The following is a 13,243-nucleotide window of genomic DNA, read 5'->3' as shown; positions in this document are numbered from 1 at the left end:
TAATTTTTTCAGTTTCCAAAAATGTAACCATTTCAGCTTTTGACTATGGCAGTGTCAAAGTAGGAACATACAAAAAGTGCTGAGTTATAAGTGAAAGTAAAGAGACTATGAGTAATCATAGGCTTAGTTTTACTCAGTAATACTGAAGCATCTGTAGATATTTTTCAGAGGAGTGCAAATCTGATGCATAGAGCCGCTTTATCTGGTTCTCAGTTTCAAGCTGGGAACTTGTGGAAAACACTGCCTTTAGCTTTGCTAATGTGTATAACTTTTACATTGCCTGCTTTGGCACAAGAAAAAGAAAAATTGTGGCGAACTCTTACTGTTAGTGGCCGTGGAGTGGAAATGATTCCTACAACCCTGTCACAAATAAGTTTAGGAGTAGAGATTCAGGGTAAAACAGCACAAGAGGTACAGCAAGAGGCAGCTCGTAGGTCATCATCTGTAGTAGCATTACTGAAGCGCCAAAATGTGGAAAAATTGGAAACTACTGGTATCCGTCTCAATCCAGTTTATAGCTACAATAATAATGTACAACGGATTACAGGCTATGCAGCCAATAATACAGTGAGTTTTAGGATTGCTACTGATAAAGCTGGTACGTTGTTGGATGATGCAGTCAAAGCAGGTGCGACACAAATTAACAGCATCAGTTTTGTCGCTAACGAAGAGGCGATCGCTAGCGCCCAAAAACAAGCACTCAAAGAGGCTACCCAAGACGCTCAACAGCAAGCTGATGCTGTATTTAGTGCCCTAGGTCTTAAGCCTAAAGAAGTAGTCAACATTCAAGTTAATAATGCTAGTGCGCCTCCACCACCTATTTTGTACCGTGCTGAGGCTGCTAAGGTATCTAATGCTGATGCTTCCACCCCTGTCATTGGTGGTGAACAGCAAGTAGAAGCATCGGTGACGCTGCAAATTAGTTATTAGTCGTGTTTTGTCATTCGTCTTTTGTCATTTGTCAGAACAAAGGACGAATGACAGTTGACAAATGACTATTTAAAAATGTTCTGAAGACATATCTGCCGTACCGCCTTCACCATCCCGCTTAGAACCTAATAAATCGAGTTGGTCTACTTGGATAACTGGTGTGGAACGGCTGGCTCCTGTTTGGCGATCGCTCCATGTGTCAAACTTCAAAGAACCCTTGACGGCAATTTGCCTGCCTTTACGTACATAATTACCTGCCACTTCTGCCGTTTTTCCCCATAGTTCCAAATTAAACCAGTCAGTATGTTCCCCTTCCTTAGTGCGCCGATTAACTGCTAGTGTCAATTTACACTTAACACTACCAGACTCGAAATATTTTATATCTGGGTCGTTGCCTACACGACCGATGAGGGTGACAACATTGATGCTCATGGGTGTTACCTTTCAGTACAGGCGTACTCATTAATTCAGACTCCCATCATAGCGAATTGTGAAACTATTGAAAATAATGTGTTAAACAGTTAACAATATGAAGGAGATGAAAAATGATACAAACTACTAAGGGAAAACTCGAAAAGTATACGGATATACTGGCTTAACCTGAGAATATCAAAAAATAGAGGCCTGAGACATAGTAAATATTGCCGGGAATTATATAAAAATATAGTCTGGTTTACTGGACTCAGGATAAAAAAGGTAATAGAATCCAGCACGATTCACTCTTAACCGTTGTAGTAAAAAGTATCGCAAATAGGGGGCGTACAGACGCGTGGGTCTTTTCAGGAACTTTCGCACATCATGGGATATGGGTATCGACCTCGGTACCGCCAACACCCTCGTTTACGTATCTGGTAAAGGCATCGTACTCCAAGAGCCATCGGTGGTTGCCATTGATCAAAATGAAAAGGTAGCACTGGCAGTAGGAGAAGAAGCAAAAAAAATGCTTGGTCGGACACCTGGAAATGTGATTGCTCTCCGTCCTTTGCGCGACGGCGTAATCGCTGACTTCGATACAGCGGAGTTAATGCTGAAAAGCTTTATCCAGCGCGTCAATGAGGGTAGGTCTTTAATTTTACCTCGGATTGTCATTGGTATTCCCAGCGGCGTTACAGGTGTAGAAAGGCGAGCTGTAATGGATGCAGCAGCTCAAGCTGGGGCTAGAGAAGTTTACTTAATTGATGAACCGGTAGCTGCGGCAATTGGTGCAGGACTACCTGTTGCCGAACCGACTGGCAACATGATTATCGATATTGGTGGCGGCACAACAGAAGTTGCGGTGCTGAGTCTCCAAGGTACGGTGATCAGTGAGTCAGTACGCATTGCCGGGGATGAATTGACTGAGGCAATCATCCAGTACTTGAAGAAAGTTCATAACTTAGTGATTGGAGAACGTACTGCTGAGGACATCAAGATTCGGATTGGCTCTGCCTATCCGACTAATGATGATAGTGATGCAATTATGGAAGTCCGAGGCTTACACTTGCTTTCTGGTCTACCGCGAACTGTAACAATTAAGGGCCCAGAAATCCGTGAAAGCATGTTGGAACCTTTATCAGTAATTATAGAAGCTGTAAAGCGGACACTGGAACGTACACCTCCAGAACTGGCAGCAGACATTATTGATAGGGGTATTATGCTAGCTGGTGGTGGTGCTTTGCTCAAAGGCATAGATACCCTGATTAGCCATGAGACAGGAATCGTAACACACATTGCCGCTGATCCTTTGAGCTGCGTTGTGCTGGGAACGGGTCGTGTGTTAGAAAACTTTAAACAGTTGGAACGAGTCTTCAGCGGGCGTTCTCGCAACATGTAGCAAAAAATATTAGATATTGGGTGATATTTGGGTTCTATTTGGGTTTTATATAAATAGAATCCAATATCTCCTTAGATTATAAAAATAATAGGTATAGATGGTTACTGTACGTAGATGGTGGGGTCATAAAGGGTTACAAATCGGTCTGTTATCTCTACTAGTTGGTAGTGCCTGGATGCTGCGACAGACTCAAGGTGCATTGCTGCTTGAAATATACCAAGTAATTACCCGTCCTTTGCAGATGTTACAGCCAGGGCCAAGTTCAGAGGAACGTCTCAGGGATGTCCGGTTATTGGAGTTGCAAACCCGCATAGTAGATCTGGAAAGTCAAAATAAAAAGTTACAAGATTTATTAGGCTACGTCGAGAAAGAGCCACTTGCATCGCGCCCAATTCCAGCGCGGGTAGTGGGACGCAGTGCTGACAACTGGTGGCAACAAGTTACGTTGAATCGTGGCTCGAATGTCGGAATTCAAGAAGGCTTTATCGTTAAGGCTGACGGCGGATTGGTAGGTTTGGTAGAGAGTGTAACTCCCAATACTAGTCGGGTGTTGTTAATCAGTGACCTCAAGAGTCAAGTGGGTGTCACGATTAGCCGCACCGCAGCTAAGGGCGTTTTACGGGGGGATGCTTCTGCGGAAGCTGTGCTGGAGTTTTATGAAAAAGTCCCAAATGTCAAGGTGGGAGATTTAATTTCCACATCTACTTATAGCCAAAAGTTCCCTGCGGGCTTGGCGGTAGGACGTGTAAAGTCTTTAGATTTGAAAAAACTCCCAGCATCAGTTGCGAGAGTTGAGCTTTTCCCACCAATACGATCGCTAGATTGGGTAGGTGTATACCAGAAGCCAACAAACCAAGAGTTGGAAAACCAAACGTCAGCAAACCAAGAACTACAAAAGTCTAATTAGATTCTCGAAAATCTCTCAAAACAATGAAGATACCTTCATTTGGTGGCAGCAAGCAAAAACAGCCGAAATCGTCAGAGTCCGTCTTAAAAAGTTCTGAGGGTCAGAAGTCGGCGCTTAGATTTTCCGCAAAATCCAAAATTCCAAACAAGCCTTTTTCTCATTGGCATCCTGGGCTACGTCAACTAGTAAATTGGACAGTGACGGTTGGGTCTGTACTGTTATGTTTAATGTTACTGCCTACTCGCTTACCAGGTATGGAATTATTGGAAATTGGGCCTAACTGGCTGTTAATTTGGGTAGTAACTTGGAGTGTAAAGCGGACAGTTTTTGTAGGAGCATTAGCAGGTATAGTCCTGGGGTTGCTTCAAGATTCAATGACATCACCCAACCCTACTCATGCTGTGAGTCTGGCGATAGTGGGAATTTTGACTAGTCTGCTCCAGAAACAGCGTTTTATGGAAGAAGATTTTATCTCTATTGCTTTAATTGCTTTTGGTATGGCTTTTTTGGCAGAAACTATCTTTGGGTTGCAATTGACTTTAATGAGCGATGCCTATGGCGGGCACAGCCTACGCAAAGTAGCAGATATCTGGACATATTATCAGCGTGTCGCTCTTGCCTCTGCTATTCTTAGTAGTCTGTGGGCACCTGTTGTTTATTATCCATTAAATCTTTGGTGGCAACGGATGAAATTATTAGAGCAGTCTTGAACCATTCAAAATAATCTACAGGAATCCGATTGTAATTTTGAAGGCGCACTGAGAGTGAGAGTCTTACTCAGTTAGACTTTTATTTTAAAATCTTTTCAGCAATCAAACCGGATTCCTTATGTTAGTTTATGTTACCACTCGATACTTAGAAATGCTTGAGCCAAGTCAGCTTCGTCCTGCTTTTTCAAGCAACCTAAACCTTACGGTCATCCGTGCTGAAATTCCATGCCCTGAGCTAAATCGCTTTTTATACCAAAGCGTAGGTAGCAACTGGTATTGGATAAACCGTTTAAACTGGAGCTACGAACGCTGGTTAGAATACCTAAACCGTCCAGAGCTCCAAACCTGGGTAGTATATCTTTCAGGAACACCCGCAGGCTATATTGAGCTAGAAGCACAACCAGGCGACAACGTGGAGATTGCCTACTTCGGTCTACTACGACAGTTTATTGGGCAGTCTATTGGTGGACATTTACTGAGTGTTGGTGTAGAAAAAGCTTGGGCGATGGGAGCAAAGCGGGTGTGGGTTCATACGTACAGTTTGGATGGTGGTCATGCACTTGCCAATTACCAAGCAAAAGGTTTCCAACTCTACAAACAGGAAATCCATCAGCAGGAACTACCAGAGAAAGCGATTGGGCTTTGGACTGGTGCATATGTTTAAAAGACAAGCCCGTGTAGTGAGTGGCATAGGCAAGAATGTTGATATCTCATGACTAGAAGTAGGATAGTCAACCCTACAGTTGAGTGAAATATCGCATAAGCTGAGATAGCCAATAATAGCGCTTGGATATTACCGTTTAGTTATCAGGTTCAAAACGCGATTCCGCTGTACAGAGGCTAGGCGATCGCGTGCAGAATGTTTACAGTATTGCCTAAAATTATGGATAATTCCCCAGTGGTCGCTCAAGCGAATGCATCTCTACCCAATTACACTCAAGAAAATATACTTCTAGTGGAGTCAGTAGTTGAATCGAATTCTCCACCCAAAGAAAAGGTAGGAAGTGACTTTGACTCTCGGATGATGCAGCGGTGTTTGGAACTTGCTCGCCGCGCTTTAGGACGCACTTCGCCAAATCCGCTTGTGGGAGCGGTGATTGTTAAAGATGGTGAGATTGTGGGGGAAGGGTTTCATCCGCGTGCAGGTGAGCCTCATGCGGAAGTTTTTGCTCTAAAAGCAGCAGGCGTTGGCGCCGCCTCTCCCCAGGAAAATCGTGCTCGTGGTGCGACAATCTATGTCAGTCTCGAACCTTGCAATCACTACGGACGCACTCCTCCCTGTTCGGAAGGGCTGATAGCGGCTGGGGTGGCAAAGGTGGTAGTGGGCATGGTTGACCCCAATCCATTGGTAGCAGGAGGTGGGATCGCGCGTTTACGTGCAGCAGGGATAGAAGTGTTGGTAGGAGTGGAAGAAGAAGCCTGTCGTCAGCTAAATGAAGCTTTTATTCATCGCATTCTCTACAAACGACCTTTGGGGATTTTGAAATATGCCATGACTTTAGATGGTAAAATTGCTACCAACTCTGGTCATAGTGCCTGGGTAACTAGCCAGGACGCCCGCAGTGAAGTACATCAACTACGGGCAGCTTGTGATGCAGTAATTGTAGGTGGTAATACAGTACGACAGGATAATCCTTACTTAACTAGCCATCAGACGGGGGCACATAATCCTCTGCGGGTGGTGATGAGTCGCCATCTCAACTTACCGGAAAATGCCCGTCTGTGGCAAACTGCGGAGGCTCCTACTTTAGTACTGACAGAGCAGGGAAGCTCTCCTGATTTTCAAGAACTTTTGCTCAAAAAGGGTGTGGAGGTGGTGCAATTAACATCACTTACACCAGATAATGCAATGGCGTACTTATATGAGCGAGGTTTTTGTAGTGTCTTGTGGGAATGTGGTGGTACTTTAGCTGCTGGTGCGATCGCTCAAGGAGCAGTACAAAAAGTTCTGGCATTTATTGCCCCAAAAATCATCGGTGGTAGTAATGCTCCTACGCCTGTGGGCGATTTAGGTTTTTCCACTATGACTGAGGCTCTACCCCTAGAACGTGTCCGTTGGCGCGTAGTAGGTTCAGACTGCTTAGTAGAAGGTTATTTACCTCTAAAAAGTCAATAGTTATTAGTCTTGACTCTGGACTAATCCATTGTGATTTTATGATCATGAACACTGGCGTTCATGGGCAAGATCACGAATGAGGGCTAGCCTGGATTGAATGTAGTGGCTGAGGAAGTCAGTTTCGTTGGGATCTAACAACACTTGCGTTTCGGTTTGTTTTACCAACCACTGCACCAAGCTAGCATCGTCCAGTTGTAAGAGGATCTTTGCTTGGGCGGTTTCAACCACAGACCAAAGCTGACGCATTATCGTAGGAGTCATCAGACCTCAATTGAATCATTAGCTTAGCTGTTTTCAGATTACACAATTCCAGCAACACCTTACGACATGAATGTAGAACCTGAGACAAGTATTATTAAAAGCTTCATGATGAGACTTATAACTTTTTATAACTTTATGAAGATTAAGAATAGAAAACTCTGGCTTGAAAATGGGTCATGGGGCATTGAGGAGCCAGTGCCGGACAATATTGGCAAATGTAATACAGAATGTATATAAAAATGTTACAATTACTAAAATCCTTGATTTGCCGTACACATTATGATTGTATTCAAATACAACTTAATGAAGAAGACGTTTATATTGCAGGTATGGAGATAGAAGGTATTTTAATTGCGATCGCCAGCTTTGCTAGAAAAACTGCGTCAGATTTAGCATCAGACCAGAACTTTAACACTGCTTGGCAGTAGACGGATTCACAAAATCATGTAAATCTGCATCCCAAACACTAATGTAAATAAAATCACAGTTCTGTCGGATAATCTGACCCTTCACTTGACCCTTTGAAAAACGAAAATTATCAGACTGACGCTGTTGTACTTGTTGGAGTCCTTGCTGAATTTCTTCAGTAGCTTGTCCATTTAACATACCATTTAATGTTGCCTGCATTACCTGTAGATCTACCGATTGGGCAAAAGCTGCCTCGGTTTGACGCAGTACTTTAGAATTACGATCAAATAAGTAGCCAAGGTCAATTTGGTTTGGTACAAGTTTGTAAACAACAGCGCGAGTATTGCGCCAAACACCTCTTAAATCTTTACTTGGCTTACCAAGGGTAGCTTCTACAGTGCTTCTTGGTGTCCCCGTGGGAAATGCTGGAACGCTTTGCCTGCTGGTAGTGGTAGCTAATTTATTTGCAGGCTGGTTGTTTTGTGGTGTAGGAACCGCGACCGTCGGTTTCTCTGGTTCTGGCTGTGGTGGTGGAGTATCTGAAGTTACAGGTTCGTTTGCTGGTGATGGTATAGGTGCGACTGGGAAATTGGGAGCTACTTTCGGATTGGCTGTTGACAAGGGTGCAGGATTTACTTGCTGCGGTGGTGAGGTAGGTATAACTGGGGTTAGAGAAGGTTGGGAAGAAATAGGCGGATCGGTAGATACAGGGGTGGGAAGCGAAGATTCTGGTGATGGGATGGGACTTGTGGCAATGTTTACTTCCGGCTGTTGTTGGCGAGTGATACCAGAAATTGCGATCGCACTAATCAAACCACCCACCATTAAACTGCCAATAATCACAGCAGGTTTTTGCCAACCGGGAGTATTAGATCTGTTGATAATTGTACTTTGTTGAGGTAAAGATAATGGCTGGGTTTGCCGGGTGGATGCCACAGTTGCAGCTGGCTCTGGAGGAATATAACTAGCAGACTGCAAAGCATGTAGCATTTTATTGGCAGTACTGTAGCGATCGCCTGCATGGGGCTTAATAGCCTGATTAAGTATCATTACCAGTTGGGGGGAGACATTAGGGGCGTGTTGCTGCCAAAGTATTTCTCCAGTTTGCAGATCAGTTAGTATTTGTTGCGGGTGTTTGCCAGTCAGCAGATAAATTGCCGTCAAGCCTAAGCTATAAATGTCAGTAGCGTAAACTGGGCGTCCAACAGCTTGTTCGCTAGGCATATAACCAGGTGTCCCAATCACTAGCGATCGCGTAGCGTGTCCTGGAAAACTCACAACTGAGCGTATCGTCTCCTTGACTGCACCAAAATCAATCAAAACTGGTTTGCTATCAAGAGAACGGAGAATAATGTTATCAGGCTTAATATCTCGATGAATAATTCCTTTACTGTGGACATAATCCAATACTGGCAACAAATTCCAGAGAATTTGCCGGACAGTAGTTTCGCTTTCGCATCCTTTGGCTTCAATGATTTTTTTTAGGGTTTGACCGTGAATCCATTCCTGGACAAGGTAAAACTGCCCGTTCTCAGAAAAGTAGGCGTAAAGTTTGGGAATTTGGTCACTACTTTCACCCAGATACTCTAAAGTTGCTGCTTCCCGTTCAAACCGCTGTTGAATTATCTGGTAGGTTTGCGGGTCATTACTAGTTATCGGTTTGAGTTGCTTGATAACACAGCGACGACGAGAAGGCATGTGGGTATCTTCTGCCAGTAAGGTCTCACCAAACCCACCAGCACCGATTACCTGGATAACTTGATAGCGATTGTTTAGCAGCGTTGTTGTCATGAAAGGTTACAGCGGATTTCAAGTTGATGAAGTACACAACCTCAGTCTCAAAACCAAGCATAAAGCCTGTTTTACTTCTGAATTCTGACTCCTGAATTCTGAATTATGCTGTATGAGCTTAGACACGCAGCGGCTTGTCGTCAGCAGTCTATGTGCGGGGCGCACCTTCAAGATGGAACAAAGCGAGAGACAGATTGGGTATTTATATTCAAAAAAAGAGCTTTGTTAGGAGACATCGCCCTTACCAAATGTACATCAGATATATCCCCTATATTTGAGCTTAACCTGTGATATCTAATGACAAAGCTTTATTTCAGGGCGGAGCTACTTGGTATCACTAACAACCCATTTGCTATTTTGGGCATCCCATAAAAGGAAAAAGCGTACAGAACCAGAAATTACTTTTCCAGTGTTCATCAAGTATTTTAATTTAGTATTTACTGTAGCTGTTTCTGCACTTGCTTGTACCAAATTAACTTGTTCAATATCTACGCTTTGAACCTTTCCTCCCCACCAGTCGATGTAGGAAAGATAGCCATCTGGGTGTAGGCGTTTATTATTTTGATAGCTAGGAGATAGCTGATTCCATCCAGTTTGAAACTCGCGTTTATTAATAGTTTCAAAATAGTTTTGCACAGCTTGCTCTGGTGATGGTCTATCGACTTGTGGCTGTGTTGTGGGAGGAAGTTGAGAAGATTGGGTGGGGCTAGGAATGCTATTGCTGGGAAATGGTACTGGTGCATTATCCTGCGGTTCGTTACTTGTAGCAGGTTCTAGAGTGCTGGAAACTGGCGATTGTACAGGCGGCGTATCTTGTGGTTCCTCGCGGATTGTAGAGGATTCAGATAAGGTGGTTGATTGTACTACTGGTTGAGGTGATTTGTTGAGAGCAAAACCAATGATAATAGCAGCACCAATCAAACCACCTGCAATTATACTGGCGAGAAAGATTCCCTTTTGTCCACTGCCTTGATTGGCAGGTTGAGTGGAAGACCCTGGACTAACGGAAATTGTTTTTTGAAGTGTTGGGGGAGGTACTGTAGTTGCTGGTGGTTGGAGATAAGGCACTGTAGGAGCGGAACCCGCCCCCGATTGCAAGACTTCTAGCATTTCTTTAGCAGAGGCGAAGCGATCGCGTGGATGGTAGGCGATCGCCCGATCTATCACCCCGGCCAGTGTGGGGCTAACACTTAAGGCGTATCTGTGCCATACAATTTCTCCCGTACGTGGATCTGTTTCTAATTCTTGTGGCTGTTTCCCTGTTAGAAGATAAATTACTGTAATTCCTAAACTGTATAAATCACTAGAATAAAGTGGTCTACCAGCCGCTTGTTCACTTGGCATGAACCCTGGTGTACCAATCACAATCGAGCTGGTAGGATTACCTTGGGAATTCACCACCGTTCCCATTGATTCTCGCACAGCACCGAAATCAATCAGTACTGGTTTACTATCGCGATGACGCAAGATGATGTTATCTGGCTTGATATCTCGATGGATAATTCGTTTACTATGTACGTATTCTAGTACTGGTAATAAATTGACTAATATTTCTCGGACAGTGCTTTCACTTAATAACCCTTGCTGGTGGGCTTTTACAGTTAGTGTATCGCCTTCAATCCACTCCTGAACTAAGTAGAATTGCCCATTTGATTGAAAGTAAGCATACAAAGTGGGGATTTGGTTAGTTGCACCGCCAAGTTCTTCTAAAATTGCTGCTTCCCGTTGAAACCTCTCTTGCACCAACTGGTAAATCTGAGGGTTGTTTTGAATCGGTCTTAGCTGTTTAACTACACAGCAACGATTGGAAGGCATTTGGGTATCTTCCGCTAGGAAAGTCTCACCAAACCCACCGCCTCCTAAAGTCCGAATAACTCGATAGCGGTTGTTTAGCAGTGTTTGCATAACTTAGCGTCAGTAAAAACAAGGGTATTTTGTGTAGGAAGCGAAGCGATCGCAACCTATTGATATTGCTTTTTCATGTATAACACGCGTCTGGTATGCCATGAAAAAATAGCAAAAAGCAACATGCCTGCTCTATAAACTAATTCTAAAAAAGTTTATTTCTTAAAATATCTTATGTTGTAACGGTCTTGATATTTGCCAATGTAATCTACATTTCTTTGTTCTAATTTTGACAGCAACTTAGAAGGAAACTGCTTTGGTGAATATATCGGACGATACCAAGGTTGGTTATTAAAGTAATTTTGTAAGCCAGGAGTGACAAAGCGGCGACCGTGACTTGCAAAAATTGAATTTCGCATAATATCTAGTTCAAAACCATCTTTACCGTCTAAATCTGCATCAGTTACAAGCCTTTGGGAAAGCCAGGAATAATTGTTAACAGTTGGATTAATAAATGGTGGCATTGATGTAGTTGAGAAAGGTGTAGATGGAGTAGAAATAGGTGGGATATTTAGTGTTTTTACAACTTGTGGTGTAACAGTTGATGGCGTTTTTTGCGGTTGAGTAACATCTGGAGTTTCTCTAACTTGAGATGTCACAGTTGACGGCGTTTCTGAAGGTGATACCGTTTTGTCTGCTACAGGTTGAGAAGTTTTTGTTAAAACCTGACTCATAACCACAGATGCACCAATTAACCCACCTGCAATCAAACCACCGATGAGGATACTATTGTGTCGATTACTTTGTGGCGTGACATGCACTGTCTGAGGAAGTGGTGCAGATATAACAATCTGTTGTGTCGGTAGTATTGGATTTGTTATGTTCTGCAAAGCATCCAGCATTGCTCTAGCAGTGGGATAACGATCGCGTGGATGATAGGCGATCGCTTTATCGATGACCCCTGCTATTATTGGGTTAATATGACTCGCATACTGCCGCCACACAATCTCACCTGTCTGAGAATCTATCTCTAATTGTTGTGGCTGTCTACCAGTCAGTAAATAAATTGCTGTAATTCCTAAACTGTATAAATCACTAGAATAAACTGGTCTACCAGTTGCTTGCTCACTCGGCATATACCCAGGCGTACCAATCACAATCGAGCTGGTAGGATTACCTTGAGAATTCACCACTGTTCCCATTGATTCTCGTACAGCACCAAAATCAATCAGCACTGTTTTACCATCGCGATGACGCACCATGATGTTATCTGGCTTGATATCACGGTGAACAATTTGCCGAGAATGGACGTAATCCAGGACGGGTAACAAATTTACCAAGATTTCCTGGACAGTGCTTTCACTAAATAACCCCTGTTTTTGGAGTTTTGCCGTTAGGGTATCGCCTTCAATCCACTCTTGAACTAAGTAAAATTGCCCATTTGTGGAGAAGTAGGCATATAACACGGGAATCTGGTCAGTTGCGCCACCGAGTTCTTCTAAAATTGCTGCTTCCCGTTGAAACCTTTCTTGCACCAACTGATAAATTTGGGGATTGTTTTGAATCGGTCTTAGCTGTTTAACCACACAGCGGCGTTTTGAAGGCATATAAGTATCTTCAGCCAGATAGGTTTCACCAAACCCACCTGCACCGAGTGTACGGATAACTTGATAGCGATCGTTCAACAGCTGTATTGTCATGGAAAGTTAAAAGCAATAGTTAGCCTGGATATTACCCAGAGTAATATCTTATACTAACTTGTCAAAGTGATATTCAGTTACTATCAAGTAAATTTTACTACTCACACTAAATCAATGGGAGTCTTCAGCAGTATACTTTTTTCTTTAAAAATTAAGCACTTTTACTTAGAAATACTCTCATTTCAAATCAAGTAATCCATCTTCTTTTAACTTGGGATTGAAGCGAACTTGTAATTGTAAACCACGCGCTTCTAGCTCTGTTAGAATTTCTGCTTCTACTCGACGTGCCACATTTTTAATAATTTTAATTTGTGCCAATTCATCATTAGTGGGACTTTGATAATTTGCTTGTTCGTCAGGTGTCATTATTACTTTGACATCAATGGGTTGAGTCCATTTTTCTTTATGCTGACTATTTCCCAATGGCACATTCCCGTTTTCAGCGATCCAGGCATTCTCAATATTTTCTAAAATTGTGCGACTAGGGCGTTCAATGGTTTGAGCTTTCACCCAAAAGCATTGTTGTGGCTGACGTACTAAATGCTGCTTGAGGCTAAGATAAACATCGCGAGAATATCCGATAAATTGCAGCACTTTTTCTTGGTCAAAAATAGCATATACCCCGATTTTGCCTTGAAATTGCTCAGGTATTTGACCGCGATCGTCAATGTAGGGTAAGTATTCCAAGCTTTTTAAAGAGGGAATATTTGTTTCAGTTGTCATACATCAAATATAAAACTTGCTATTTGCTTTCGTAACAAA

At 43.0% G+C, this 13,243-nt stretch carries 13 protein-coding genes; 7 read left to right on the top strand and 6 right to left on the bottom strand.

What is annotated here, in order from left to right; all coding sequences use genetic code 11:
* Window positions 1–183 precede the first annotated feature (183 nt).
* A complete protein-coding gene (locus tag HCR01_RS01560; protein ID WP_193193853.1) occupies window positions 184–930 on the top strand; it encodes an SIMPL domain-containing protein in 747 nt (248 codons plus the stop codon).
* Between the two features lie 69 nt (window positions 931–999).
* On the opposite strand, the gene HCR01_RS01555 is transcribed toward HCR01_RS01560, so the two are convergent.
* Window positions 1,000–1,362, bottom strand: a complete 363-nt coding sequence (locus tag HCR01_RS01555; protein WP_191756998.1) for a single-stranded DNA-binding protein — start codon at window positions 1,360–1,362, stop codon at window positions 1,000–1,002.
* Window positions 1,363–1,735: 373 nt separating this feature from the next.
* Between HCR01_RS01555 and HCR01_RS01550 the strand changes: the two genes are divergently transcribed.
* The 5 genes from HCR01_RS01550 (at window position 1,736) to ribD (ending at window position 6,476) form a co-directional block, all read left to right on the top strand.
* Window positions 1,736–2,743, top strand: a complete 1,008-nt coding sequence (locus HCR01_RS01550) for a rod shape-determining protein (protein ID WP_193193851.1) — start codon at window positions 1,736–1,738, stop codon at window positions 2,741–2,743.
* A 97-nt stretch (window positions 2,744–2,840) separates the two neighbouring features.
* Window positions 2,841–3,650, top strand: coding sequence for a rod shape-determining protein MreC (gene mreC / locus HCR01_RS01545; RefSeq protein ID WP_193193849.1), 810 nt, complete (start codon window positions 2,841–2,843; stop codon window positions 3,648–3,650).
* Between the two features lie 23 nt (window positions 3,651–3,673).
* Window positions 3,674–4,360, top strand: coding sequence for a rod shape-determining protein MreD (mreD, locus tag HCR01_RS01540; RefSeq protein WP_193193846.1), 687 nt, complete (start codon window positions 3,674–3,676; stop codon window positions 4,358–4,360).
* A gap of 118 nt (window positions 4,361–4,478) precedes the next feature.
* On the top strand, window positions 4,479–5,024 hold the full coding sequence (locus HCR01_RS01535) for a GNAT family N-acetyltransferase (protein WP_193193844.1): 546 nt from the start codon (window positions 4,479–4,481) through the stop codon (window positions 5,022–5,024).
* A gap of 219 nt (window positions 5,025–5,243) precedes the next feature.
* Complete coding sequence (gene ribD, locus HCR01_RS01530; protein WP_193193842.1) at window positions 5,244–6,476, top strand: bifunctional diaminohydroxyphosphoribosylaminopyrimidine deaminase/5-amino-6-(5-phosphoribosylamino)uracil reductase RibD; 1,233 nt, start codon at window positions 5,244–5,246, stop codon at window positions 6,474–6,476.
* Between the two features lie 42 nt (window positions 6,477–6,518).
* On the opposite strand, the gene HCR01_RS01525 is transcribed toward ribD, so the two are convergent.
* Complete coding sequence (locus HCR01_RS01525; protein WP_162395152.1) at window positions 6,519–6,737, bottom strand: hypothetical protein; 219 nt, start codon at window positions 6,735–6,737, stop codon at window positions 6,519–6,521.
* Window positions 6,738–6,976: 239 nt separating this feature from the next.
* Here HCR01_RS01525 and HCR01_RS01520 point away from each other — a divergent pair, with 239 nt between their 5' ends.
* Window positions 6,977–7,165 (top strand): hypothetical protein, encoded by a 189-nt coding sequence (locus HCR01_RS01520; protein ID WP_193193840.1) that lies wholly within the window; start codon window positions 6,977–6,979, stop codon window positions 7,163–7,165.
* On the opposite strand, the gene HCR01_RS01515 is transcribed toward HCR01_RS01520, so the two are convergent.
* The 4 genes from HCR01_RS01515 to HCR01_RS01500 all read right to left on the bottom strand — a co-directional run bounded on the left by HCR01_RS01515 (window position 7,146) and on the right by HCR01_RS01500 (window position 13,204).
* The gene (locus HCR01_RS01515; RefSeq protein WP_193193838.1) at window positions 7,146–8,936 is read right to left on the bottom strand and encodes a serine/threonine-protein kinase; all 1,791 of its coding nucleotides are present in this window, start codon (window positions 8,934–8,936) and stop codon (window positions 7,146–7,148) included. The genes HCR01_RS01520 and HCR01_RS01515 overlap by 20 nt on opposite strands.
* A 324-nt stretch (window positions 8,937–9,260) precedes the next feature.
* Complete coding sequence (locus HCR01_RS01510; RefSeq protein ID WP_193193836.1) at window positions 9,261–10,841, bottom strand: serine/threonine-protein kinase; 1,581 nt, start codon at window positions 10,839–10,841, stop codon at window positions 9,261–9,263.
* Window positions 10,842–10,996: 155 nt separating this feature from the next.
* Window positions 10,997–12,481, bottom strand: coding sequence for a protein kinase domain-containing protein (locus tag HCR01_RS01505; RefSeq protein ID WP_193193834.1), 1,485 nt, complete (start codon window positions 12,479–12,481; stop codon window positions 10,997–10,999).
* A gap of 177 nt (window positions 12,482–12,658) precedes the next feature.
* Window positions 12,659–13,204: a GIY-YIG nuclease family protein gene (locus tag HCR01_RS01500; protein WP_193193832.1), complete on the bottom strand. Its 546-nt coding sequence runs from the start codon at window positions 13,202–13,204 to the stop codon at window positions 12,659–12,661.
* Window positions 13,205–13,243: the final 39 nt, after the last annotated feature.

The organism is Nostoc sp. MG11 (assembly GCF_014904695.1).
In the GTDB taxonomy this organism is placed as follows: Bacteria; Cyanobacteriota; Cyanobacteriia; order Cyanobacteriales; family Nostocaceae; genus Komarekiella.
Note: the sequence above shows the minus strand (reverse complement) of the source record. Positions and strands in the feature narration are given on the sequence as shown.